This window comes from Exiguobacterium sp. s132 (assembly GCF_018617235.1).
In the GTDB taxonomy this organism is placed as follows: Bacteria; Bacillota; Bacilli; order Exiguobacteriales; family Exiguobacteriaceae; genus Exiguobacterium; species Exiguobacterium profundum.
This window is the reverse complement of sequence record NZ_JACSJU010000001.1, coordinates 676901-702268: the sequence shown is the minus strand read 5'-3', so window position 1 is coordinate 702268 and position 25368 is coordinate 676901. Positions and strand designations below refer to the sequence as shown.

20 protein-coding genes are annotated in these 25368 nt (G+C 46.8%); 4 read left to right on the top strand and 16 right to left on the bottom strand.

The annotated features are described in order from the left end of the window. Positions 1 to 195 precede the first annotated feature (195 nt). On the top strand, positions 196 to 831 hold the full coding sequence (locus tag KNO78_RS03585) for a peroxiredoxin-like family protein (protein WP_214690956.1): 636 nt from the start codon (positions 196 to 198) through the stop codon (positions 829 to 831). A 48-nt stretch (positions 832 to 879) separates the two neighbouring features. Here the strand turns inward: KNO78_RS03585 and KNO78_RS03580 are convergent, their stop codons facing one another. The 10 genes from KNO78_RS03580 to adhE all read right to left on the bottom strand — a co-directional run bounded on the left by KNO78_RS03580 (position 880) and on the right by adhE (position 12529). Then, entirely contained in the window at positions 880 to 1410 is a 531-nt protein-coding gene (locus tag KNO78_RS03580) for a GNAT family N-acetyltransferase (RefSeq protein ID WP_214690957.1), read from the bottom strand. Positions 1411 to 1851: 441 nt separating this feature from the next. Further along, complete coding sequence (locus tag KNO78_RS03575) at positions 1852 to 2454, bottom strand: VOC family protein (protein ID WP_214690958.1); 603 nt, start codon at positions 2452 to 2454, stop codon at positions 1852 to 1854. Positions 2455 to 2491: 37 nt separating this feature from the next. After that, positions 2492 to 2944 (bottom strand): VOC family protein, encoded by a 453-nt coding sequence (locus KNO78_RS03570; protein WP_214690959.1) that lies wholly within the window; start codon positions 2942 to 2944, stop codon positions 2492 to 2494. Positions 2945 to 3198: 254 nt separating this feature from the next. Beyond that, positions 3199 to 3720, bottom strand: coding sequence for a GNAT family N-acetyltransferase (locus KNO78_RS03565; protein WP_159562242.1), 522 nt, complete (start codon positions 3718 to 3720; stop codon positions 3199 to 3201). A gap of 141 nt (positions 3721 to 3861) precedes the next feature. Further along, positions 3862 to 5772: a PTS fructose transporter subunit IIABC gene (locus KNO78_RS03560; RefSeq protein ID WP_214690960.1), complete on the bottom strand. Its 1911-nt coding sequence runs from the start codon at positions 5770 to 5772 to the stop codon at positions 3862 to 3864. Next, on the bottom strand, positions 5769 to 6698 hold the full coding sequence (gene pfkB, locus KNO78_RS03555; RefSeq protein ID WP_196430656.1) for a 1-phosphofructokinase: 930 nt from the start codon (positions 6696 to 6698) through the stop codon (positions 5769 to 5771). The genes KNO78_RS03560 and pfkB overlap by 4 nt, the downstream gene beginning before the upstream one ends. After that, positions 6695 to 7438, bottom strand: a complete 744-nt coding sequence (locus KNO78_RS03550) for a DeoR/GlpR family DNA-binding transcription regulator (protein ID WP_078146840.1) — start codon at positions 7436 to 7438, stop codon at positions 6695 to 6697. The genes pfkB and KNO78_RS03550 overlap by 4 nt, the downstream gene beginning before the upstream one ends. A 135-nt stretch (positions 7439 to 7573) precedes the next feature. Next, the gene (locus KNO78_RS03545; protein WP_214690961.1) at positions 7574 to 8488 is read right to left on the bottom strand and encodes an alpha/beta hydrolase; all 915 of its coding nucleotides are present in this window, start codon (positions 8486 to 8488) and stop codon (positions 7574 to 7576) included. Positions 8489 to 8572: 84 nt separating this feature from the next. Beyond that, complete coding sequence (locus tag KNO78_RS03540) at positions 8573 to 9757, bottom strand: zinc-binding metallopeptidase family protein (protein ID WP_214690962.1); 1185 nt, start codon at positions 9755 to 9757, stop codon at positions 8573 to 8575. Between the two features lie 180 nt (positions 9758 to 9937). Next, positions 9938 to 12529 carry a bifunctional acetaldehyde-CoA/alcohol dehydrogenase gene (gene adhE / locus KNO78_RS03535; RefSeq protein ID WP_012726208.1) on the bottom strand — a complete coding sequence of 864 codons (2592 nt, stop codon included), beginning with the start codon at positions 12527 to 12529 and terminating at the stop codon, positions 9938 to 9940. A 388-nt stretch (positions 12530 to 12917) separates the two neighbouring features. Between adhE and KNO78_RS03530 the strand changes: the two genes are divergently transcribed. The 3 genes from KNO78_RS03530 (at position 12918) to KNO78_RS03520 (ending at position 15621) form a co-directional block, all read left to right on the top strand. After that, entirely contained in the window at positions 12918 to 13364 is a 447-nt protein-coding gene (locus KNO78_RS03530; RefSeq protein ID WP_012726207.1) for a MarR family winged helix-turn-helix transcriptional regulator, read from the top strand. Between the two features lie 80 nt (positions 13365 to 13444). Then, complete coding sequence (locus tag KNO78_RS03525; protein ID WP_012726206.1) at positions 13445 to 14158, top strand: YebC/PmpR family DNA-binding transcriptional regulator; 714 nt, start codon at positions 13445 to 13447, stop codon at positions 14156 to 14158. A 143-nt stretch (positions 14159 to 14301) separates the two neighbouring features. Further along, positions 14302 to 15621 (top strand): Na+/H+ antiporter family protein, encoded by a 1320-nt coding sequence (locus tag KNO78_RS03520; protein ID WP_214690963.1) that lies wholly within the window; start codon positions 14302 to 14304, stop codon positions 15619 to 15621. Positions 15622 to 15759: 138 nt separating this feature from the next. Here KNO78_RS03520 and KNO78_RS03515 read toward each other — a convergent pair whose 3' ends face one another. From KNO78_RS03515 to KNO78_RS03490, 6 genes are all read right to left on the bottom strand, one after another. Next, a complete protein-coding gene (locus tag KNO78_RS03515) occupies positions 15760 to 17211 on the bottom strand; it encodes a glutamate synthase subunit beta (RefSeq protein ID WP_214690964.1) in 1452 nt (483 codons plus the stop codon). Continuing rightward, on the bottom strand, positions 17208 to 21647 hold the full coding sequence (gene gltB / locus KNO78_RS03510; RefSeq protein WP_214690965.1) for a glutamate synthase large subunit: 4440 nt from the start codon (positions 21645 to 21647) through the stop codon (positions 17208 to 17210). The genes KNO78_RS03515 and gltB overlap by 4 nt, the downstream gene beginning before the upstream one ends. A gap of 253 nt (positions 21648 to 21900) precedes the next feature. After that, entirely contained in the window at positions 21901 to 22653 is a 753-nt protein-coding gene (locus KNO78_RS03505) for a tryptophan-rich sensory protein (RefSeq protein WP_214690966.1), read from the bottom strand. Between the two features lie 116 nt (positions 22654 to 22769). Continuing rightward, positions 22770 to 23582, bottom strand: a complete 813-nt coding sequence (locus KNO78_RS03500) for an aldo/keto reductase (protein WP_078146830.1) — start codon at positions 23580 to 23582, stop codon at positions 22770 to 22772. Between the two features lie 65 nt (positions 23583 to 23647). Next, the gene (locus KNO78_RS03495) at positions 23648 to 24442 is read right to left on the bottom strand and encodes an ABC transporter permease subunit (protein ID WP_214690967.1); all 795 of its coding nucleotides are present in this window, start codon (positions 24440 to 24442) and stop codon (positions 23648 to 23650) included. A gap of 1 nt (position 24443) precedes the next feature. Continuing rightward, a complete protein-coding gene (locus KNO78_RS03490) occupies positions 24444 to 25316 on the bottom strand; it encodes an ABC transporter ATP-binding protein (protein WP_074037097.1) in 873 nt (290 codons plus the stop codon). Between the last annotated feature and the right edge of the window lie 52 nt (positions 25317 to 25368).

Below are 25368 nucleotides of genomic sequence, written 5' to 3'. Positions count from 1 at the left end.
TCGATGAGTCGAATCCCCCTTGGGTTATTCATCATATCGGTCAAAAGTCATTAAATCTGAAGAATTGATTGAATTATTCGAAAATTATTTTTCGCAAACTGAAATGGAGTTTCACCGTTGTGTTCGATTGAACAAATCATACTATTCGTATTTAGTTAAAATTTGAGTTACCATATCGGAAAAGGGGGTCAAATGATGAATTCATTATTGGAAGAAATCAAATCCTATAAAGATCAGTTCAAACAAAATGCACCTGCCGAGAAGCAACGATTGATGGCTCAGGCGACACAAGAATTGAGAGACTCCGGAATTGCGTCAGGGTTAACAGTCGGGGATCAAGCGCCGATGTTTGAATTGCCTCATGCGGATGGGACAGCAGTCGATTTGAAAACACTGCTTGAAAATGGACCTGTCATCGTCACATTTTACCGTGGTGGATGGTGTCCATATTGTAACCTCGAACTCCGCGCTTACCAGCGCGAATTGGCAATGATTCAAGAAAAAGGAGCGACTCTTGTCGCCATCAGTCCTGAGACGCCGGATTATTCCCTTTCGACGAAAGAGAAGAACGAACTTGATTTTTACGTGCTGAGTGATGTCGGCAATAATGTCGCACGTCAATTCGATCTCGTGTTTGACATGCCGGATTACTTGATTGACATTTATAAAGCATCTGGACTAAATGTCGATGCACATAACGGGAACGAAGATTGGCAGTTGCCGAAACCGGCCACGTTCATCATCCAATCCGATGGAACGATTTCTTTCAGTGATGTGCCTGCTGACTATACAGAACGTGTCGAGCCGAAAACGGTTATTGAAAAACTGTAAAAAAAGGAGATGACGCACGTCATCTCCTTTTCTATTCACTTATTTCGTTTATTGTCTTACAAACTCCTCGTGCAACATCGCGTACAACATGCTATCGGTCCATTCATTCTTATTCCAATAGTCTTGCAAGAAATGAGCTTCTTTTCTCATTCCAACCCGTTCACATAAATTCTGGGAAGCTACATTTCTGGCGTCGAGATTAGCTTGTACCCGATGTAGATTGAGCTTCGCAAACAACTCCCTTAGCAATCCGCTCACTGCCTCCGTTGCATATCCTTTTCCTGAGTGTGAATCAGAAAAACAATACCCGATCTCTACCGTATCTTTCATACCCGTGTACCAAACCGTGAGATCCCCAATTACTTCATCTTGATGTACGACTGCTAAATTCAACGTACTAGTCTCGGTAAGAGTAGAATTCGTTAGTTTTTTACCAAATTCTTTCTTCATGTTTTCAGACGTCCATGGCTCATGCAAAAGATATCTGCATATTTCTGGTTTTCTATACATTTTGAATGTAGCTTCCAAATCTTTCTCCATAAATGGTCTGATTTCTAAACGCTCAGTGGTAAATTTCACGTCGACTCCTCCCATACAGATAATAGTAATCACAATATGAAACTCTCCACCGGTTCACGACCTATGTGGAAGTGATAAATCGCTCAACTCGCTTGAGAAGTGTTTCAAGTAGCCGAAGTGACTGGTATGTGTTACCTGTGTACTCGAGACTATGATTCATCTGCTAAACAATCTCGAGTTCAGTCAATGCTAGTTGTTCGAAATGCTGGATTCGTTCCAGTACGTAATGTTGGTCCGCCGTGCCCATGAGAATGAGCTGTTTTCCTTTGGAACTTTTTGTTCAATTCAGTATAGAAGAGATTGGTTAATTGAACAACAGTATTCCATTTTGATTCAAAGGGACATTTATTAGTACTCTTTGTAAGACTGATTGAACATAAAAGATTTCTTGATCAATATTTATCATTTTTTCTGCGCCTTTAAAAAATTCTCATCTACTAATCATTCTGAGAGGATGATTTGAATACCGTTCGGATCAGTTGAACTAATCGCACAATCACCCATCAGGTTTACATGCGTTAACTGTGTACGATTCGATTCAGTTACAACGATTTGCGAGACAGGACAATTAAATAATTGTTTCAATACCTCTTCAAGACCTTCCGTTTTTGTTTCAATATTCAATCGATGAATACGATTCTCGTAAAGTGATTGTACAGCATCGAAATGGTCCTGAAGTTCGATTCGAAATCCGTATGGTGTATGGATGAACGTTCTTCGTTCATTTGACTGAACCGTCAATCCTATTTCCTCTGCTCGTTCTAACACATCCACTTTTTCCTCTTCAGATACTAAAAAACCAATATGATCAAACATCACTTTCTTTCCGTAACCGAATGTGATATTCGTCGCTCCCTGCTTCATTTCTATGATTCTAAACTGAATAGATTGGTCCCTAAAGTCGTCCCAATCGAGAGGTGGGGCAAAAGATTCGAATTCTCCATCTTTCTTTCCGATTCGTTGGGACACTTGAAATCCTAGACTCGCATAAAATTTCTCCGTTTCTTCGACATGTGGTGTCCATAGATGATAATGGAATAGCATATTCTCTCTCCTTTATTGAATCAATTATGTACATTCTTTATTTTTTTAACCACTCTTCGTACGGAATCACATTAGCAGTTTCATCTGCGTTTGTTCCTATCAACGTGATGAGTTCAAGCGAATTTCCGTCCGGGTCTTCAAAGTAGATGGCCGCATGCTCGTACGGGGCATTCGGAAGGACGAGTGGTTGCTGTTCAGGTGTCATCTTGAACGCAGTACGAATTTCAATTCCCTGATCCTCAAGCCATGCTTTAATCGCATCCAAATCCTGCTCCTCGATTCGAAAAGCGATGTGTCGGATTGATGGATGATACGGTATATCGACTCGATCAGATTTCCATAACCCAATCCAGCTCTCCCCTTTCCTAATCCACAGGAAAGCCAATTTCTCATTTTGGAATGCCAACTCTAATCCTAATTTCTCATAAAATCGAATTGATTCAGTTAAATCACTCACCGGCAAGTGCGCCTCGTATATTCCTTTAATCATTCACCGTATCCTCGTTTCTACATTTATTTTCATCCATATTTGTCCTTACTAGACATAGATTTATTGACAATTTTCCATTGTAAAATTATTATAGATAATTCCATTATAGAACTAGAGAGGATGGAACGGTGAAAATATCCCGTGGGAAATTACGTTGTTGGCTGCAAAGCTGAATCAATCTTGAATAAAAAATCGGTTATAGCCCATAAATTAGGAACAAAAAAAGACCGTAGATCATTCTACAGTCTCAAAGCTTAGGCTCCCATGATGGAGTCATGACGGGTCGTTTCCCATCCATACGCCACTTCTCGAAGCATCAATTCACCAAACTCTCGATCTTTCTGGTCGATGACCTGCCCTTGTTTTCGCTCATAAAATGTACGGAACGGATTCATCTCAAGTGCCCAGATCAAGAGCCCTGCCTCACACATCGATTGCACGGCATGTTCAAGGAGAGCGGACCCGATTCCGTTCCCTTGATGGTTCTCTAAAATATAAATGGCATATACTTCATTCGTGTGGTCTGGGTACTCTCCTGTCCGTTCTTCTCCGTATAGGATGAAGCCCACAATCTCGTCCTCGACAATCGCCACAAAGCCGGCTACTTCTTGCCGACGAAGGGCGGTCCGCAAACGTTCTGCCCATTCGATGGAACCGGACGAAACTTTCAATAAATACTCAGTCGGCACGATTCCCCGATAGGTCGTACGCCATCCGTTCACACGCACTCTCGCAATCCCATACACATCATCTGGTTTGGCGACCCGAATGTCCAATGTGACCCCCTCCTCACCCGAAGCTTTACAAATAGTTTACCACAAATCCCCAACTTACAATCCGAGATTATGTGAAAATTGAACGGACATCCACAACAAAAAAGACGTCACCTTTAGATAAAGGAAACGTCTTTTCTCACGTTATGCAACTTCTTTAGATTGGACTGGTGTAGATGTTGTTAACGGTTTTTTCAAGAACGAGAGGAGCAATGCTCCGACCACAGCACCTGCCAAGATGGCGAGTGCATAGAGGCCCATACTTACCGCGACGTTTCCAGCTCCTTCAAGAAGTGGGAAGACGAAGATTCCTCCGTGTGGCGCAGGTAATTGAATCGTGAAGAATGCGGATAGACCGCCTGCGATGGCAGAACCGAGAATCGCTGATGGAAGAACGCGAATCGGGTCCGCAGCTGCGAATGGGATTGCCGCTTCCGTGATGAACGAAGCTCCCATAATATATGCTGTTTTTCCTGCTTCGCGCTCTTGTTTCGAGAACTTTTGACGAGCGAAGACAGTTGATGCGAGTGCGACGAGGAGTGGTGGTACCATCCCTCCAGCCATGACGGCTGCCATGACTTCTTGGTTACCCGCTGTGAGTGCTGCCGTTCCGAAGACGTATGCTGTCTTGTTGATCGGACCACCCATATCGACTGCCATCATCCCACCGACGATGACTCCTAAAAGGATAGCGTTTGCGCCGCTCATACTGTTCAACGTATCCATCAACCATGTCATAAGTGCAGCAATCGGTTCATTGACGACGAGCAACATGACCATACCTGAGATAAATGATCCAAGTAAAGGATATAAGAGGACCGGTTTGATTCCTTCAAGTGAAGCTGGCAACTTCGCAAGTGCCTTTTTCAAGAAGAGGACGACATAACCTGCCAAGAAACCAGCGATGAGACCACCGAGGAATCCGGCGTTCCCTTGACTTGCAAGTACCCCTGCCACGAGACCTGGTGCGAGACCTGGGCGATCGGCAATCGACATCGCGATGAAACCGGCGAGAATCGGAACGAGGAAGCCGAATGCAGCTCCACCGATCGTCATCAACTGTGCTGCAAATTCATTGTAAGAAGGGTCATCCGGGTTAGCAGAGTTGATGCCCCAGAAGAAGCTGATGGCAATCAAGAGACCACCTGCGACAACGAGTGGAAGCATCGCAGATACCCCGCTCATCAAGTGTTTGTACACGCCTGTACGTTGCTCTTTCGAAGCGCCACCTGATGTTTTCGAAGCCTCATATACCGGCGCATCTTGTTTCACCGCACGATTGATAAGTTCTTCAGGTTTCCGAATCCCTTGTGCGACCGGAACTTCGATGACTCGTTTACCAGCGAAACGATCCATTTCAACAGCCTTGTCCGCTGCGACGATGATCGCTGTTGCCCGGTCGATATCCGCACGTGTCAATTCATTTTTTACGCCAGTCGATCCGTTCGTTTCGACTTTAATATCGACGCCCATCGCTTCCGCTTTTTGTTTCAAGCTGTCTGCCGCCATATACGTATGGGCGATGCCTGTCGGGCAAGCCGTGACCGCCAAAATGAACGGTGCATCTTCATTCGTCGGTTTGACGACTTCTGGCTTCGCTTCTGCCAATTCTTTTTCTTCGATGGCACGGATGACATCGCTTTCAGAAGTTGCTGCATAGAGACGTTCTTGGAATGCAGGGTCCATCAAGTAAACTGAAAGTTTAGAAAGTGTTTCAAGGTGTTCATTATTCGCATTTTCTCCTGCCGCAATCATGAAGAAGAGGCGACTCGGTTGTCCATCTAACGCTTCGTAGTCGACGCCTTCCGAGCGACCGAACGCGATTGCTGGCGTTTTGACCGCACTCGTCTTCGCGTGAGGGATGGCAATCCCTTCTCCAAGGCCAGTCGTGCTCTCGCTTTCACGTTGTAGAATCGCATCGCGATAACCGTTGCGGTCCGATAGCTTACCAGCGCGATCGAGGACATCGACAAGTTCTTCGATGACCTCACGCTTAGAATTCGCGCTTAGATTCAATTGAATCGTGTCGCGTTGGAGCAAGTCCGTGATTTTCATGTTGTTTCCTCCATTCGTTTCAGTGGTGTGAGTTGTACTTGATCGATCAAGCGATCAATCTCTTGCTTTGAACATAAGCCGAACGTATAAGCAGATGCGCTTCCTGTCGTGACCGCGTATCGAAATGCTTCTTGTTCACCTTTTTCTTTCACATTCGCAACAAATCCGGCGACGAGTGAGTCTCCTGCACCAACCGAGTTCACGAGTTTCCCGACCGGTGTGTTCGCTGTGACGGCTCCGTCCTTGTTAACGAGTAGCGCCCCGTCTCCCGCAAAGGAGATGATAACGTTTTTCGCCCCGCGTTTGACGAGCTGTTCGGCATAAGGTAGAGCTTCTTCAAACGTTTCAATCTCGGTATCAAACAATTCACCTAATTCATGGTGATTCGGTTTGATCATGAGTGGTTCAAGCGTGAGCACTTCGAGCATGGCGTCTTTCGTTGTATCGACGACAAATTCAGCACCTTTTTCGCGAATCGATTCGGCAATGGTCCGATATAGCGAGTCTGGTAGGTTGCTCGGGATACTACCCGCGAGGACGACGATATCACCTTCTTGAACTTGGTCGAACTTGGCCTTCAACTGTTCGAGCTCACCATCCGTGATATTCGGTCCGCTCGCATTCAATTCTGTTTCCTCTTTCGCTCGAATCTTGACGTTGATCCGGGTGTTCCCGTTCACCTCTACGAAATCGGTGTGTACACCGTGATCAACGAGTGACTTTTTAATGAAGTCACCGGTCGTCCCACCGATGAAACCAAGTGCCTTCGTTTCTTGTGCATATTCCCGAAGAACGATGGAGACGTTGATTCCTTTACCGCCTGCGCGCTCCGTCGTCTCTTCGATTCGGTTCACTTCTCCTAGATGTACTTCAGGTAATGTTACGTAGTAATCAATAGAAGGGTTGAGTGTTAACGTGTAAATCATTTCGCATTCACCACCTTTGTGATTGTTTGGATGGAACTCATTGACTCACTGCTTGACGTGATCAACTGTGCGGCATCTAACGTCGCGACTCGGCTGAACGTTCGTTTCCCGATCTTCGATGCGTCCGCGAGTACGAACGAGGTTTGTGCCAATTCGATTGCCGTTTTTTTGACAAGCGCTTCTTCTGGGTCCGGGGTCGTGTAACCCGCTTCAAGGTCGATTCCATTCATTCCGAGAAAGGCGAGGTCGACACGATAATTCATCATGCTCTCGCGTGCGTTATACCCAACCAATGCCTGGGTGGAACGCTTTAATTCTCCGCCAATCACAAACGTCTTAATATCAAGATCAAATAATTCATTCGCAATCGGTAGACTGTTTGTGACGACGACAATCTTTTTCCCTTCTAAAAACGGAACCATCGCCTGAGTGGTTGTACCGGCATCTAAATAAATCGACATCCCGTCTTCGATGAACGTTGCGGCCTTCCGTGCAATCGCAACTTTTTCATCTACGAACCGGTCTCGCTTTTCTTCAAATGTCGGTTCCTCATCTGGAGTCGCAATGAGCGTTGCGCCTCCGTGAACCCTTGCCAGATACCCTTCCGCTTCGAGGTCCGTCAAATCTCGACGAATCGTCGACTCGGATGAATCCGTTAAATCAACCAATTCTTTTAATTTGACGACCTTCTGTTCAGATAAGCGTTGCAAAATCAACTGATGTCGTTGTTTCGTTAACATCTTGTTCCCTCCATACGTCTAATATAAAGCGTTTTCATTATAAAAACAACTAAAATCATTCAAAAACATTCAGTTTCATTCAATTTGTCACAATTATAACATAAAAAACGGTCAATATATGACCGTTTTTTATGTTTATGACTGTTTTTTTAACCATTCATCCAATTCTCGAACGAGTTTTGGATGAATCGGCGCATCGATTGCTTCTCGATACTCTTTGTGCAGCATGAGAAGCGAATGGGGTGACTCCCGTGTCACGAGCAGATGATTCATATCATCAATGATCGATGAGGTAACCTCCCCTTTTGTTTGAATCATATGGACGTGCTCTGGTGGGACTTGCACATCACGCCCCCCGGTAATCGCAAGAACCGGGACGGTCACATGCTCCAATCGCTCTCGGACGTCATAGGATGCATGTTCTCGAATCCATTTCGCATTTACGACTTGACCTCGATATTTGAAAGACGAGACGTTCGTCCGTAAAGAACGCTCTAACAAATCGTCCTGTCGCTGCCTAACTTTTTTGGCAACGCCCGTCAACCGGTAGAAGAGACCTTTTATCCCTTTCACATGTTCGATGTCTTTAGCGAGTGCATCTGCTTGGTATAAGAACATCTGCTTGGACGATTCATGGAAACCGGAAAGTAAGATGAGTCCATCAGCCTTCGTCTCAAGTTGAACGGCAGGAGCAAGAACGGCCCCTTCACTATGACCAAGTAGATATAAGCGATTCACATCGGCCAGTTGTCGAATGGTGCGCACGACAAGAATCGCATCGTTAATCAAATCATGTAAACCGACTTTATTGAAGTCCCCATCGGACTTGCCAATCCCTTGTTTGTCATATCGGAACACGTTGTATCCGCGGTCGTACAACGCTTCTGCCAACTTGGCATACGTATTAAAACCGACACCACCCATATTGCCGTCACGGTCACTCGGCCCACTTCCGCTCAACATGACGATTGTCGCCCGGGGCTCCTCATGGGAAAGAAATGTTCCTGCAATCGTTCCGTATGCTGTCGTAATCGTCATCTCTTGTTTCATCGTATCGCCTCCATTACTATCATACCCGAAACTGTCATCCAAAAAAATACGTCGCCGTCAAATGAGACGGCGACATCTATGTGGTCAGTGAGTTAGCCAATCGTGTAACCAATCAACCGCATCCGTCAACCCACTTTCCGACAGGCGTTCAAACGTATCCTTCTCGGTGAACACATGCCAACTTCCTTCTAATGAGTCACTTAACATCAGATAAGGAATTCCTGCTTCATCGTAAGCGTCACCCGGTGAACTTGCCAACGAGCGCACTTCTAAATCAGAGAATGGCGCCTGTTCTAGTACTGGGTAGGATTTCATTCCTTTGGTCCGAACGTATAACGGACCGTCACCAGTCCCAAGAATATCGAGCATGACGACCGTTTCCACTTTTGCTTTTTGTCCCGTTAGCCTTTCAAGGAAATCGTCACTCGCTTCTCTGGAGTCACCGTTTCCATTCAAAAAGACATATCGAATCGTATAGTACGGTGTCTCGTTGTCCATCATCTGTATGAGGTGATATAAGACCGAAGACGGACCGACGGAAGACAAATAATGGGCCCCGTGCCAGGAAGAATCGAGTCGTGACATGAGAACAATCTCTTGATCTGTCTTGCCTTTTTGGACAAATTCGACATACGGGATTTCTTCATTATAGGGCTTGACTTGAATCGTTTCCCCGTCCTTCAGTTGTTCAGCCGTATCCAAGTCTACCCCTGTACCATTTAACGGCATATAAGATGACGTGAAAACGAAACCCGTCTCATATGGGTCGTCTTCAAAAGGGGTGATCAGGTATCCTGCAGCTCCCTTAGATGCGAGCTCTGACAAGTACGCGTTCGCTTCCTGGTCATTCAAAACCTCACCTGCGTAATCGACGGTATACGCATCTTCGATGTTGTCATATGAAAATTTTGTCGTCGGTAAGACAATCACTTTCTCTTTCACATCCGGAATTTCTTGTCCCCACGTCATATGTAGAATCGTACCTTTGAACGGTTGATCAAACGTCATCGATGAAAACCCCTCATACATTTCGTCCCCCACTTCAATCTCAGTCCAGCCGGTTATCCGTTCTGTGTAAAGGAGGTTTCGGTCCATGTCGATAGGTAACTCGGTTCCGAATGATTCAAAAAAGTCGGCACTCTCCCAACTATCCGCATTTCGATCAACTGATGAAATATATTCCGCGGTCTCGAGCGGCGTCGAATAAATTGGATTGAAGAAAAGAACAACTGTCGCGATTGAACGCAACAAACTAAACACGATGATCATGACACGATCTCCATTCATCAATAAATTGCTATGTATACCATTTTTTATTATATACAGCTATTTATGGTCTGACTATTCAATTTTTTATCAATTTAAATATAATTTTAGAAACTGAATGTCATATTCCGACCACAAGAAAAGCCCGTTCGAGTTGAACGGGCTCCTTGTAGAGGTTGAACCTTATACGCCTTCGTATGCTGCGTACATGATTTCTTTTAATTCTTCAACGAGCGGCATTTTCGGGTTGGCCGTCGTACATTGGTCTTCGAATGCGTCGACCGCCATCTTGTCGATCTTCGCATCAAGTTCTGCTTTCTTGATACCTTGCGCCTTGAACGAAAGTTTAATGTTCAAGCGTTGACCGAGCTCGATGATCGCTTGGACGAGTGACTCGACACCTTCAGCTGTCGTGCTTGCTGGAAGTCCGAGGTAACGCGCGATTTCTGCGTAACGTTCGTCAGCGATGAATGACTCATATTTCGGGAACGCCGCAAGTTTCGATGGGCGTGTCGCGTTGTAACGGATGACGTGTGGCATGAGAATCGCGTTCGTACGACCGTGTGGGACGTGGAACTCTCCACCGATTTTGTGAGCAATCGAGTGGTTGATACCGAGGAATGCGTTCGCAAACGCCATACCCGCCATCGTTGAAGCATTGTGTACTTTCTGACGAGCTTCCGCATCGCTACCGTTTTCATAGGCTTTTGGTAGGTAGTCGAAGATCATCTTGATGGCGCGGAGGCAAAGTCCGTCTGTGTAATCATTCGCCATGACGGAAACATATGCTTCGATTGCGTGTGTCATGACGTCCATTCCTGTATCAGCCGTGATTGAAGCTGGAACGGTCATGACGAACTCAGGGTCGACGATGGCGACGTCTGGTGTGATCGCATAGTCAGCAATCGGATATTTCACGTTACGTTTTTTATCTGTGATGACAGTGAACGGTGTCACTTCAGAACCTGTACCAGACGTTGTCGGGATGGCGATAAACATTGACTTGTTACCGAGTGTCGGGAACTTATACGTCCGTTTGCGAATATCCATAAATTTCTGGCGTAGATTCGAGAACTTCTCTTCTGGACGTTCGTAGAAGAGCCACATTCCTTTCGCAGCATCCATCGGCGAACCACCACCAAGTGCGATGATCATGTCTGGTTGGAAGTGACGCATCGCTTCGGCACCGTTCATGACCGTTTCAACAGATGGATCCGGTTCGACTTGGTCGAAGATGCGGTACTCGACACCAGCCGGCAAGTTTTTGATGACTTTGTCAGCGAATCCGAGTTTGACCATCATTTCATCTGTGACAATCATCGCCCGTTTTTTCGTTGTGAGCGATTGAAGATATTGTACTGAGTTTTTCTCGAAATAGATTTTTTCAGGTACTTTGAACCATTGCATATTCACGCGACGTCTCGCCACCTTTTTCACGTTGAGTAGATGTTTCGCCGTCACGTTTTCTGAGACGGAGTTTTTACCGTAAGACCCACAACCGAGCGTGAGGGATGGTGTCATTTCGTTATAAAGGTCACCGATTCCACCGTGTGCTGAAGGTGAGTTGACGATGATGCGGCAAGCTTTCATACGGAGACCGAACTCAAGGATGGCATCGTCATCTGTTGAGTGGATGACCGCCGTGTGACCGAGACCACCAATCTCGAGCATTTTTTCAGCGATTGCGAATCCTTCTTCACGTGATTGAACTTTATACGCACCGAGAACCGGGCTTAATTTTTCGTGAGAGAGAAGTTCCGTTGCGCCAACTGTTTCAAGCTCTGCAATCAAGATCTTCGTATCCGCTGGTACTTTGAGACCTGCCTGTTCAGCGATCCATGCTGCCGGCTTCCCGACGATTTCAGGGTTGACCGCACATGTATCCGTCCGAATGACGAGCGTTTCAAGTTTTGCTTTTTCTTCTGGTGAGCAGAAGTAGCATCCGAGTGCCGTCATCTCTGCTTTCACTTCTTCATATACTTCTTGATCGACGATGATCGCTTGTTCAGACGCACAGATCATTCCGTTGTCGAACGTTTTTGAAAGGATGACGTCTGAGATGGCACGTTTTACTTTTGCAGTCTTATCGATGTAGGCAGGTACGTTACCAGGTCCGACACCGAGAGCCGGTTTACCAGTCGAGTAAGCGGATTTGACCATCGCTGCCCCACCCGTCGCAAGGACCATCGCTACACCAGGGTGGTTCATGAGCGCTTTCGTCGCATCGAGTGACGGAACTTCAACCCATTGAATCAAGTTTTCAGGAGCACCTGCCGCCACTGCTGCGTCACGGAGGACACGAGCCGCTTCGCTTGAACATTGTTGCGCTGATGGATGGAACGCGAAGATAATCGGGTTACGTGTCTTGATGGCGATGATCGCTTTGAACATCGTTGTCGATGTTGGGTTTGTGACCGGTGTGACCCCAGCGACGACACCGACTGGTTCCGCGATGTATGTGATTCCGTTTTGAACGTCATCTTCGAGGACGCCTACCGTTTTCTCACCACGGAGTGAGTTATAGATATATTCTGTCGCAAAGATGTTTTTGATCATCTTGTCTTCAAAGACACCGCGACCTGTTTCTGTATGTGCTAATTTCGCGAGTGCGACGTGTTGCTCGAGTCCCGCAAGCGCCATCGCCTGTACGATATGGTCGATTTTCTCTTGGTCGAACGTCATCAACGTATCGAGTGCCTTATGCGCACTTGCTACGAGCGTGTCCACCATTTGTTCTGCCGTTGTTTCCACTTTTGCTTTCTCTTTGACTGCCATGTTAGGTTCCTCCTCATAAGTGAGAGCTTTTTATGAACATATTGACTTGATGGAAGCACATTGTGATGACTGTTTTCAAGAGATTGTGCTTTCCTTCACATTCATAGAATACAATGTTTTTCAGTTTTTGTGGGTGACAACAATGTGAACTCTTTCACAATATTTTTTTGTCATTTGTTGATAGTTCTTGATTTTTGTATGGGTCCTCAGTAAAATCGAATACGTTTTCATGAAAATGTATCAAACCTTCAATGTAAACGCTTACATATTTTGTGTCGATTCAATCTCAACTATGATGTATCAATCATCACATCAACCCGTTTTTAGGTTCAACTGCACCTAACTCGTGTATAATGAAAATAGAACCTAACTAGGAAGTGAATCTATTATGCCGAAACAAGATGCAGCGGACCAGTTTGTCAAACTGATTCCTTTAATTCGTCGTAAATTGTTACGTCGATCTGATTTTCCTCAAATTCCAAACCTGAACTTCTCTCATTTCCATCTATTGATGTTGATTGAGGACGAGGGGGCTGTCACGAATGGACGAATCAGCGAGACACTCTCCATCGCGCCACCGAACGTTACCCCGCTCATCACGAAATTATTGAACGAGGGGTATATCACGCGGGTGCCAGACGAGCGGGATCGCCGCGTGATTTGGAATCAACTGACCGAGAAAGGTGAACGGATCTTACTTGAGCGCAGAGACTCATTCCGTAGACTATTCGAGGAACGTCTCGCCTTTTTGAATGAGGACGAAACTGACCGACTCATTGAGAGTTTGAAGACACTTACAGAGATTGTCGAGAAGATGGACAAAGGTGACGAGTAAAACTTTTCTCGTCAATTCCCACAACTTCTTATATAATCTGTAATGAATCTACGTACAAATGGAAAGAGAGATGACATGTAATGGGTCGTAAATGGAACAACATTAAAGAGAAGAAGGCGTCAAAAGATGCGAACACGAGTCGCGTCTATGCGAAGTTCGGTCGCGAGATTTATGTGGCCGCCCGTCAAGGGGAACCTGATCCTGAGTTGAACCAGTCATTAAAATTCGTTGTGGAGCGTGCGAAGACGTATAACGTGCCCCGGGCGATCATCGATCGTGCCATCGACAAAGCCAAAGGTGGCGATGAGGAAAATTTCGATGAGCTTCGATATGAAGGGTTTGGTCCGAATGGTTCGATGGTCATCGTCGATACATTGACGAATAACGTCAACCGTACGGCTTCAGAAGTTCGTGCCGCGTTCGGTAAAAACGGAGGCAACATGGGAGTCAGTGGCTCGGTCGCATATATGTTCGATGCAACTGCCGTCATCGGTGTCAATGAAATGTCGGCAGATGACGTCCTCGAACTCATGATGGAACATGACCTTGATGTGCGTGATGTTATCGAGGAAGACGAGACGGTCATCGTCTATGCCGAGCCAGAAGCGTTCCACGCCGTTCAAACTGCATTCAAGGCTGCCGGTGTAGAAGAGTTTGCCGTTGCGGAATTGACGATGCTCCCGCAGAACGAAGTGTCACTCGATGACGCTTCGCAAGAACAGTTTGAAAAACTAATCGATGTGCTCGAAGACTTGGAAGATGTGCGCCAAGTGTATCATAACGTCGAGATGTAACACGTAAGCGATAACTTTCACGAGTTATCGCTTTTTTTCATATTCGATTTGACAAGGGTCACATCATATGTTAAATTTCAAAAAGTCTTTATCATATTAAAGTGATACCAAGAGAAAGAAAACGCGAAAGGTGTTGGATCGATATGAACGCAGTATTACTTGCAGTCATCGTCTTATTTGCGCTCGCCATCAGCCGAGTGCACATTGTATTATCATTAATCTTAGCGGCGCTTGTCGGAGGGCTTGTTGGAGGACTTGGGTTCAACGATACGTTGACCGCCTTCAGTGACGGTCTTGGTGGTGGAGCGAGCATCGCACTCAGCTACGCACTCCTCGGTGCATTCGCTGTCGGGTTATCTAAAACTGGGCTTCCGGACGTCTTAGCTGAAAAATTGATTTCAATGTCAGGTCGTGACGTGTCAGGAAAACGTGTGATGGTTGTCAAAGCATTCCTGTTGTCACTCATCTTATTGTTATCCATCAGCTCTCAAAACGTGCTTCCGATACACATCGCCTTTATCCCGATTGTGATTCCGCCGTTACTCGTGCTGTTCAATGAGTTGAATGTAGACCGTCGTCTCGTAGCGACCATTTTGACGTTCGGTCTTGTGACACCATATATGTTGTTACCTGTCGGGTTTGGTGGGATTTACTTGAATGAGATTCTCATCGCGAACGTTGAAGCGAACGGCTTGACTGTCGGAGACGTCAACATCATCTCGATCATGGGCATCCCGGCATTAGGGATGGTCGTCGGATTGATAGCGGCGTTCATTCACTACCGGAAACCGAGAACGTATGACACGATTGCACTCGGACCAACTGATTATGAAGTACGTCAAATGAGTGGTTTGAAGATGATCATGACACTCGCAGTCGTTCTCATCGTGTTGATTGTTCAGTTGCAGACCGAGTCGATGATCGCCTCTGCGGTGACTGGTTTGATCTTGCTTTCAATCTTCCGCCTGATTCCATGGTCTGAGGCAGATGATATCTTCACAAGCGGCATGCGCATGATGGCATTCATCGGGTTTGTCATGATCGCCGCAAGTGGATTCGCTGCCGTCATCCGCGAGACAGGTGCGATCGAACCGCTCGTCAACGGAGCGAGCGATTTGATGGGTGACTCTAAACTCATTGCCGCTCTCGTCATGTTGCTCGTCGGCCTTGTCATAACGCTCGGAATCGGTTCAAGTTTCTCGACCGTTCCAATCATTGCAGCGATTTTTGTCCCACTTTGTGTACAATACGGGTTCTCAGTCGAGGCAACGATTGCCATCATCGGGACTGCAGGAGCGCTTGGGGATGCAGGTAGCCCAGCGAGTGACTCGACACTCGGACCTACGAGTGGATTGAACGCTGACGGTCAACACGATCACCTACGTGAAACGGTTTGGCCAACGTTCTTACACTACAATATTCCACTCATCATCTTCGGTGTGATTGCCGCGATGGTGCTTTGATCATTTTTTCCGTCGTGAATAAATGGTTCCTAATAAAATGAGGATGAGAATAAACCAGATTCCCGTATACATGAGGATTTCGGTGAACATAAAACTCCTCCTAAACAAAAGATAAGGAGCGACGGCTGTCGCTCCTTTTTATGATGAGGTTTTTAATTCGGTCTTGCAAGTATCGAGATACGCATCGACTAACTCTGCTACTTCTCGTCCTTCCCGAATCGCCCATACGATCAAGCTTTGCCCTCGCTTGGCATCCCCAGCGACAAAAACGTTTTCCGTTGCCGTCTGGAAATCTTTCGTCTTCTCGACGCCGATTTTCCGCAACTCATGCTCCGGTCGCTCAAATCCGATGGCGACGAGGACGAGGTCCGCCGGATACGTCTCTATCGAATCTTCCTCCACGAAGAAGGTTGCCTGACCATCCGGGTTGACGACTTTCGTCATCCGTTCCGTTTCAACCCCTGTGACACGTCCTTCTTTCGTGACGATTTGGTTGGAGCGAATCAAATACGTTCTCGGGTCTTTCTCATAGACCGCGAGTGATTCCGCATACGCATAATCCGTCGTAAGCGTGTCCGGTTGAAGTGGCCAAGGTTTCTCTGGTGCACGAAGCAACCCTTTTGACGGGTGCTTCCCAAATTGAACGACTGATTTTGCACCTTGACGGATTGCCGTCGCCACACAGTCGGCTCCTGTATCTCCACCCCCGATGACGATGACATTTTTGTCTTTGGCGTCATGTTCTGGTGATCGGGTCGTTCCTTTTCGCTCGTACATGGATGCCGTCAAATAATCCATCGCCATTTCAACACCACGTGCATCATCGCCATCAATCCCGAGCGTGCGCTGTTTCTGAGCTCCTGTAGCGAAGATCACCGCATCGTATTGGTTCCGAAGCGCCTCGACTGTCACATCCGTACCGACCTCTATGTTCGTCTGGATGACAATCCCCTCTTGTTCGAGCAACCGAATACGGCGCCTCACGACGTCCTTATCCAGTTTCATGTTCGGGATTCCGTACATGAGTAGCCCTCCCGGTTCATCCGCCTTCTCGATGATGGTGACGGAATGTCCGAGCTGGTTCAGTTGGTCAGCAGCCGCTAATCCAGCCGGCCCACTTCCGATGATGGCGATGGTCATCCCGGTTCTTCGATGGACAGGTCTTGGTTTCACCCATCCTTCTTCAAATGCCCGATCGATGATGGTTCGTTCAATCGATTTGATGGCAACCGGATCTTCACTGATTCCGAGTGTACAAGACCCCTCACATGGTGCGGGACAAACTCTCCCCGTGAACTCCGGGAAGTTATTCGTCTCCATCAATCGGTGATACGCTCCCATCCAGTCCGATTTTGTCACAAGCTTGTTCCACTCCGGGATATAGTTGTGAATCGGGCACCCGATCGTCTCCTGTCCAATCATATCCCCGACATGACAGAATGGAGTGCCACAGTCCATACAACGTGCAGCCTGCTGTTTGACCGATTCGTCATCCATTCGCGTCGCATATTCCTCATAATCCTTCACTCGTTCATCCACCTGACGTTCCGGTAATGTGGAACGTGGAATGTTTAAAAAGTTATGTTTCATGCGTTCCCCCCCTCAGTCACAACCCGGAACAATTCAAGCGCTCGGTCTGCTTCACTCAACTCCGGTCGATTCGCCTCGATTCGACGCATGACGTCCAATACATTCGCATAATCTCGTGGAACGACCTTTACAAAGCGAGAGCGAGCTTGTTCGAACGACTCTAAAATGGTCCGTGCTTTGACACTGTCTGTATGAAACTGATGCGCCTCAAGAAGTGCATAAATTTGTTCCACGTCTTCATCGTTCAATTCTTTTATAACGGAGACGAGCTCCTCGTTGACGAGTCGATCGTACGCTTGATCCCCATAAATATATGCGATGCCACCTGACATGCCGGCTGCGAAGTTCCGTCCGACGTCACCGAGGACGAGAACTGTTCCCCCGGTCATATACTCACATCCATGATCGCCGACTCCTTCGACGACTGCCGTCGCCCCAGAATTTCGAACGGCAAAACGCTCGCCGACATGACCGTTAAAGAAGGCCTGTCCGCTCGTCGCTCCGTACAAGCAGACGTTACCGGCAATCATTTGTTTACTTTCATCAAACGGCGCATGTTTTTCAGCGATCAATGCTAATTTTCCACCGCTCAAGCCTTTCCCAATATAGTCATTGGCATCACCGATGACGGAAATGGTGATCCCTCGTGGTAAAAATGCTCCTAGGCTTTGTCCGGCTGATCCACTGAGGCGAAGCGAAATGGTATCATCCGCTAAACCGACCTGACCGTGAACTTTCGTCACTTCAAACCCTAACTGTGTTCCGACGGCGCGATCGGTGTTTCGGATGCGACCAACGAAGAATGTCGGCTGCAACGAGTTGATTGACCGAGAGACTGCCGGAATCAATTTCCGGTGATCATAGGAACGATATGCCGGGTGAGCGAGTTCTTCACGTTCAGGAAGTGGTGTCGGCATCGAGAGCATCGGTGCTAAATCTAACCGTTTTGCTTTCGGATGACTCGTCTTCCATTCACTCTCTTCAAGAAGATCCGTTCGACCAATCACTTCATCAAGTGAGGTCATACCGAGTGACGCTAAAATTTCCCGTACTTCTTCGGCCAAGAACGTCATCAAGTTGACGACATGTTCTGGTTTCCCCATAAATTTCTGTCGAAGCACAGGGTCCTGTGTCGCCACACCGACCGGACACGTATCCAAATGGCATGCACGCATCATAATACATCCAAGGACGACGAGCGGTGCTGTCGCAAACGCAAACTCTTCCGCCCCGAAGATGGCAGCTAGGACGATATCTCGTCCCGTCATGAGCTTTCCGTCTGTCTCAAGTGTTACTCTCCCCCGCAACCCGTTCAACGCGAGCGTTTGATGCGTCTCTAAGAGACCAAGTTCCCAAGGAAGACCTGTGTGCTTGATTGATGTTTTTGGAGAAGCGCCGGTTCCACCATCATATCCACTGATGACAATCGTATCCGCGTTCGCTTTCGCCACACCCGCTGCGATTGTCCCGACGCCTGACTTCGAGACAAGTTTGACACTGATTTTCGCCTTCGGGTTCACATGCTTTAAGTCAAAGATGAGTTGGGCCAAGTCCTCAATCGAATAAATGTCGTGATGTGGAGGCGGTGAAATGAGCCCAACACCTGGAACGGATCCGCGTACTTCGGCGACCCATGGGTACACTTTATTTCCGGGAAGTTGACCACCCTCACCCGGTTTTGCACCTTGCGCCATCTTGATTTGAATCTCATCGGCATGGTACAGATATTCTGCCGTCACCCCGAATCGCCCGCTCGCGACTTGCTTGATGCGGCTGATGCGTTCGTTCCCGAACTCATCCGGGACGAAGCGTGCTCGGTCTTCCCCACCTTCGCCCGAGTTACTTTTCGCACCAATCTGATTCATGGCGATAGCGAGGGTTTCATGCGCCTCTTTCGACAAGGACCCGAATGACATTGCTCCCGTCTTAAAACGGCGAACGATCGACGTGATTGGTTCCACTTCTTCGAGTGGCACAGGACGTTGCGTTTTAAATGCAAACAACTGTCGAATGAACTGTCCTGATGAATCATGTAGCTTCACATAAGCGTCATAATATTTTCGTTCCTTCTCACGACAGGCACGTTGCAACAAATGAATCGTCTTCGGATTAAATGCATGTTCTTCCCCATCTGCACGCCATTGGAAATCACTTCCCGCTTCGAGCGGCCGATTCGTCGCATAGGCGGACGTATGGAGTGTTTTCGCCTCGTCTTCAAGCTCTTTAAATCCGATTCCAGACAGTTGGGACGTGGTTCCCCTGAAATGAGTTTCAATCAAATCACGGTCTAGTCCCACTGCTTCAAAAATTTGAGCCCCGCGATAACTTTGAATGGTGGAGATACCCATTTTCGACATGATTTTGACGATGCCTTCGACGACTGCTTTTTGATACGAGCGAATAGCCTCTTCAAATGAATGCGCGATTTGTTCACGTTCGATTAAATCTCGAATGGTCGCATAGGCCACGTAAGGGTACACCGCATCTGCCCCATACCCAATCAAGGTCGCTGCTTGATGCACTTCTCGTACCTCACCGCTCTCACAAACAAGACTACAGCCCGATCGCAAGTTCTCTCGAATCAAGTGTTGATGAACTGCACTCAGTACGAGGAGAGACGGCATCGCAATCTGTTCGAGATCGATGAGCCGGTCAGATAGAACGATCACATTTGCTCCATTTCGAACCATCTCACTGACTTGTCGCAAAAGTGACTCAAGAGATGTCTCTAAATCATCCATGAACGTCGTAGCGACTCGTTCGACCTTGAGCCTCTCGTCAAGTTGCTTGAGAGCCGCCCCATCAATCATCGGATGATCTAACCACACACGTTTTGCATGACCTCGTCCGGTATGGACCGGATCTCCTTGCGGACCAATCCAAGTAAATGTAGCCGTTACAATTTTCTCCCGCAACGCGTCAATCGGTGGGTTGGTCACTTGTGCGAAGTGTTGTTTGAAATAATGGAACAAGGAACGGGGTCGTGTCGAGAGCACCGCGATTGGTTGGTCATGTCCCATCGAGCCGATTGGATCTTTCTCATCTTTGATTAACGGAACCATATACTGTTCAATGTCTTCTTTCGTATATCCAAACGCACGTTGCACACGCTCGAGTTCAAGTAGTTCTTCTTCATCGACCCCTCGATCCTCAAGAATCATCATCTGCCTAAGCCATTTGTGATAAGGCTCTGACTTCGCAATCGTCTCTTTGATCTCATGATCTGGTATCAAACGATTTTCAATCAAGTCGATCAATAACAACTGTCCTGGTCTTAAACGCTGTTTTGATTTAACGTTCTCTGCGTCAACCGGAATGACTCCTGTTTCAGATGAGAGAATCAATTCCCCGTCCAATGTTTCGACATAACGCATCGGACGCAAGCCGTTACGATCTAAAATTGCTCCGATCTGCCTTCCATCCGTGAAGACGACTCCAGTCGGTCCATCCCACGGCTCCATGATGGATGAATGATACTGATAAAAGTCGCGCTTGAACGGTTCCATCTGTCCTTCGACAAATGGTTCAGGAATCAACATCATCGCCGTGTGGGCAATCGAGCGACCCGTTCGTGTGAAGAATTCAAAAGCGTTATCGAGCATGGACGAGTCGCTTCCATCCTCTTGAAGCACAGGGAACAAGTGTTGAACGTCTTCAAATAAGTCTGTTGACGTGACCCCTTCCCGCGCTCGCATCGCATCGATATTTCCGCGAAGCGTGTTGATTTCCCCGTTATGGACTATCATTCGGTTCGGATGTGCTCGTTCCCAAGAAGGGAACGTATTCGTCGAGAAACGAGAATGAACGATGCCGAACGTACTCTTGTAATGAGGGGATTGCAAGTCCAAATAAAATGCTGCGATTTGATTTGGCGTCAACATCCCTTTATACACGATCGTTCTCGTTGAAAGGCTTGCGATATATAGGCGTAATGATTCGACCTTTTCGATTTTTCGACGAAGTTCATAGAAGACGCGTTCATTCGCATCCTCATCTAGGAATGGACATGAGATGAACCATTGATAGATCACCGGTTGTGTGACCCGTGCATGTTCACCGATTTGCATCGGGTCGACAGGTACTTCGCGCCATTCAATCGTCGAACAATCCAGTTCATCCGCCATCCGTTCCATCACAGTGATCTTTTCGTGAAGCTGATTCTCAGACGGCTGAAAAAAAACCATTCCGACAGCGTAACGACCGAGTGACGGAAGGTTCATGGTTTGCGTAAACAATTCGTGTGGAATTTCAGTCATGATACCAGCCCCATCACCAGCATCGATGACACCTTGTCCTCCTCGGTGCTCTAAATTACATAACATGGAGAGCGATTTTTGGACGATTTCATGTTTCTTTAGCCCATGTAAATTGACGTAAAGTCCAATCCCACACGCATCTTTCTCAAATTTTGAGTCATACAAACCAACTCGACTCATATCATCGACCCCTTTCACTCACAGTTTCGTAATTAACATTTTGTTCTAAATATTCTGAAAAATCAAGTGAGTTGCATGCATTTTTGCATAACATGAATCTCAAAGAGTGCTATTGAAAGCGTATACATAACTGTTATCAATGGATTTATCGTTTTTAGTTATGTTCAATAAAGAATAAATATCCATAAATATTATTTATTTATAGGTTCTTCAGAACGCAAAAAAGGATATCCTGAAGATACCCTTTTCTTGATTATTGTTCTACTGTTTTACGCGTATGATGCAAAAACGATTTCGGACGTTTCCACAAAATCAAACCGATATACCCAATCGCTAGCAATGCAAGGGCGCTGACAATCACAACATAGAGTGTGCCTTCTTCGATTCTAGCAAAGATTCCGATATACGCCCAGACGAATACGAGTGGGTAGATGAAATCATGATGCCACCACATAAAGAGGAGGACAAGGACTACACCGACCATCAGCATAAGTGAGGTCCAGGCAAGTTCATCAAGACCTAACAGCGACGTGATCTGTTCCGTCTTCATCACAACGAACGTGTTGACGATGGTCGCGACTGATACCCAGCCGATGTAGATGGAGAACGGGAACCGATCGAGCCAACTCGTAGACGTTCGAAAAGCGATGTAATACAACCAGCACAGCGTCGCCAGGAACAACACCATGATGACAAGTGAGACGACGAACCATTCGTTCGTGAATGCCAATAACCATAAACCATTCAACACGCAAGAGACTAAAAATCCGGCTTTCATTCGCTCGGCTTGACGATTCGCCGTCGTCCCTTTCTTCGACTGGAGCACCAGCCAGACAAGAAGCGCGACATAGATGACACCCCAAATTGAGAAAGCGTACCCTGCCGGCTTAAAGTAGATATCGATGCGGTCCGAAACCGCCGCGTTGTCGCCGCTCGCGAAATAGTTGATGACGACGGTCGCTAAAAAAGCGACCCAGTTTACAATCGGCCATTTTGATAAGTCCATAAGCACGATCTTCTAAATGAAGATCAAACACCTCCTTTTGTAACATAATATTCAATACCCGCATCCATGTGACTCTACACGTATAAAGGGGCTCGCATATGCGAACCCCTTCTCAATTAAAAGTCGATTTCGTCTGGATCTGGTCCGAGACGTTCCCCTGTCGCCACTTGATCGATTTTCGCCAAATCGTCCGCATCGAGTGAGAAGTCGAATACATCAAAGTTCTCACGGATTCGATGTGGTGTCACCGATTTCGGTAACGCGACATGACCAGACTCAAGATGCCAACGGAGAACTATCTGTGCCGGCGTCTTCCCATGTTTTTCTGCAATCTCAGAAAAAGCAGGGATGTCTAAAAACTTTCCTTGCATTAGTGGACTCCATGCCTCGATTTGAATCCCTTCATCTTGGCAGTAATCCAACAAATCCGGTTGCGGGAGTTGTGGATGAAGTTCAACTTGATTGATGAGTGGCGCCATCAGACCGGCTTCTTTCAATGTTTCTAAGTGGTGTTCTTTAAAGTTGGATACACCGATTGCTTTGATTTTTCCGGCTTCATATAAATCGATGAGATCTTTCCACGCATCGACGAACCCATCTACCGGCCAATGCAACAGACAAAGGTCCAAATAATCTGTCTGGAGTCGTTTTAACGAGTCTTCGAATGCCTCTTTCGTTTTGCCTTCACGAATGTCATCATTCCAAATCTTCGACGTGATGAACAATTCAGAGCGGTCTACACCTGAGAGATGAATTCCCTTCGCAACGCCCTCTTCATTTTTATAGATTGCAGCCGTATCGATGTGACGATAGCCTGTTTTGATGGCTTCAACGACAGCAGCTGGTGCCTCGGTTTCATTATCGACCTTCCAGACACCAAAGCCGATCATCGGAATTTCGACCTTATTTCGTAATGTTGCGTAAAGCATCTCATTCATCCCCTTTTCATTCTAACGAGCTGATTGTATCATACCCGAGAATTTATTTCGGAAAACTAAATCGTCAAATCTTTTCGGGTGAATCGGATGAACGAGAGTGCTGAAAAGATGGTCAGGAGACCGAGTAACCAGATGAAATGGATTCCCCAATATTCCTCACGCATGATGGCACCGGCGTCAAAGAGAGAGAAGAATGAGAGGTTTGACATCCAATCGAATTGATCGCTCACTCCTTGGATGATGTTCACCATGAGAAAGAACGTGAAGATTCCACCCGTCACCATATAGGATTTACTACTATCATCGAACAGACTCGCAATCACATAAGCGGCTACGCCTAGGACGAGCAACATGAGCGCTCCATTCAATTGAAGCATCCACAATACCGCATAGTCGATTTGTAAATCGAACAGAAGGTCCGCTGCCATTAAACTCAACCCATTTAGACCGACAAATAGCCCGACTGCCACAATCAACACAACAAAGCTTGACATCACATACGTGACTCGAGAAATCGGGGCCGCCATATACAGCATGATTTCTCCAGAATCGACCGGTTTGGCCAACAGTTTCGAGGCGAAAGTCAATGCGAATAAAACTGCGAGGACGTAGAAAATCAAGCCATAATAGTTACTCGACAATAGATTGAGGACGTTGTCCATCGCCATCGACGCATCGATTTGGAAGACATCGAGAAGCTCAGGTGGCAACGACTCTAATTTTGCCTCAATCAATCCTGTTTCTTGAATAGATGGGAAGATTGCGGCTAAGAAAAAGAGATATATGCTAGTCCCGACTGAATATCCTAGAATCCAACTGCGATTCTGTTTCAACATGGAGCGAATTAACATGTCATGTCGCCTCCCCGTAATACTGCATGAATAGATGTTCGAGCTCGTCTGTGCCACTTGTCAGTGATTGAACCTGAAACTCCGCCAATGTTCGGATGAGGTGGTTCAGCTCTATCGGTGTCGAGATGGTGACCTCAACATGCATGCCGTCCCGTTCACCAGAATCGGCCGCGAATCGAACGGCTTCCGCTTCCGTTGAAAATTCGACTCGGTACCGTTTCACGCTATGTTGTCGTAATTGTTCCATGTCCTCTTCGATGATGATGCGTCCATCTTTAATCAACGCGGCACGGTCGCACGTCCGTTCCATCTCAGGGAAATGGTGAGAACTCATGAGAATCGCTTTCCCAGATTGCTTTTCTTCAATTAACCAATCGATTAGACGATCTTGCATGAGCGGGTCTAATCCGCTCGTCGGTTCATCCAATATATAGACGGGCACATCTTTCATGAAACAGGTGATGATGGCGAGTTTTTGCTTCATCCCCTTTGACATCTTCCGTACTTTCGTCGCCTCATCGAATGAAAACCGTTCACGTAATTGCCGTTCACGATCCGAATTCGTTTTGTGCAAATGGCGCGTCAATCGAATGATTTCTTCTCCCGTCATGTTCTGGGGATAATTGATTTCTCCTGGCAAATAGCCGACACTCCGTTTCACTTGCTCCGTCTCCTGCCAACAGTCGAATCCGTTGATGGTCGCCTTGCCTTCACTCGGCTTCAAAAGACCCATCAAATGTCGAATCGTTGTGGATTTCCCAGCGCCGTTCGGTCCGATGAATCCGAAGATTGTACCTGGTGATACATGTAGTGAAACGTCAAAAATACCATGTGTGGCATCAAATCGTTTCGTCAATCGCTGAATCCGAATCATCTCGAACCCTCCTTTTTTGTAATATCTGAACGATATGATTACAAAACTAGTA